Raw genomic sequence first — 894 nt, 5'->3', positions numbered from 1 at the left:
AGGGCTGCCAGCCTGCCGGTTTGCCAAGCCCGCTTGGCGTCGCGGAAAACAGTGGCAAGCGCTTCAGGGTGGGGGGGTCTTCCGGCTCACTGGTGTGATCGGCTTCGGCTGGGTCCGGGCTCGTCGTCGTCATCAGGTCCGCCGCCGCGTTCTCGGCGGAAACCGGCACATCCGCCGGTTCAGCGAGCCTGACGGCGATGCTGCTGCAATCGTTCGACGAGACCGCGGCCATGGCGCCAGGGCCCGACAACGGGATCGGTCCCCGCGGCGTGGATGCCGTTTCGAGTGTGCCGCAACCCGTAAAAATCAGCGTACCTACCACACCGGTCAGCACCGACAGGCAAAATCTGGCCGCCATTCATCCCCCAAACCTGGATGCCACCACCCGGTCGCACCTTCTGGCGCGCACCGGCCGGGGCTCTTTTTCAATCTTTCGAACCGCATCAATGCATCGAACTGCGTCACGCCGGGCCAAGCCGGAGCTTGAAGCAAACGGTAACAGAACGATATGGGGGAAGGAAGGCTCCAGTACCCTGACGAGAGGATTCCTGGTGTAGCGACAGCGCAAAATCGCCGCCGCAAAAGCAAAACCCCCCAGTACTTTCGTACTGGGGGGTTTCAAGGGAGAGCCTGGCGATTACCTACTTTCACACGGGTATCCGCACTATCATCGGCGTGGAGTCGTTTCACGGTCCTGTTCGGGATGGGAAGGGGTGGTTCCAACTCGCTATGGTCACCAGGCATAAACGGTGGCCGCGTTGAGATGTGCTCAACGCAGCGAATAGGGATGTAGTAGAGGTTGTGCGTATCGGCCAAGCTGCGCCTTGCTGCGCAGCGGCACGCGATACTCAACCAGGAGAAACACACTGGTTATAGGATCAAGCCTTACGGGCA

The 894-nt window shown here is 61.0% G+C and carries 1 rRNA gene and 1 pseudogene; both read right to left on the bottom strand.

The annotated features are described in order from the left end of the window. A pseudogene (locus tag OR16_RS44785) lies at window positions 1–358 on the bottom strand (hypothetical protein); the annotation flags it as partial. A gap of 270 nt (window positions 359–628) precedes the next feature. Then, window positions 629–741, bottom strand: a 5S ribosomal RNA gene (gene rrf, locus OR16_RS38300). Window positions 742–894: the final 153 nt, after the last annotated feature.

The organism is Cupriavidus basilensis OR16, from assembly GCF_000243095.1.
GTDB classification, from domain to species: domain Bacteria; phylum Pseudomonadota; class Gammaproteobacteria; order Burkholderiales; family Burkholderiaceae; genus Cupriavidus; species Cupriavidus basilensis_D.
The sequence above is the reverse complement of the archived record's forward strand: the minus strand, read 5'-3'. Positions and strand labels throughout refer to the sequence as shown.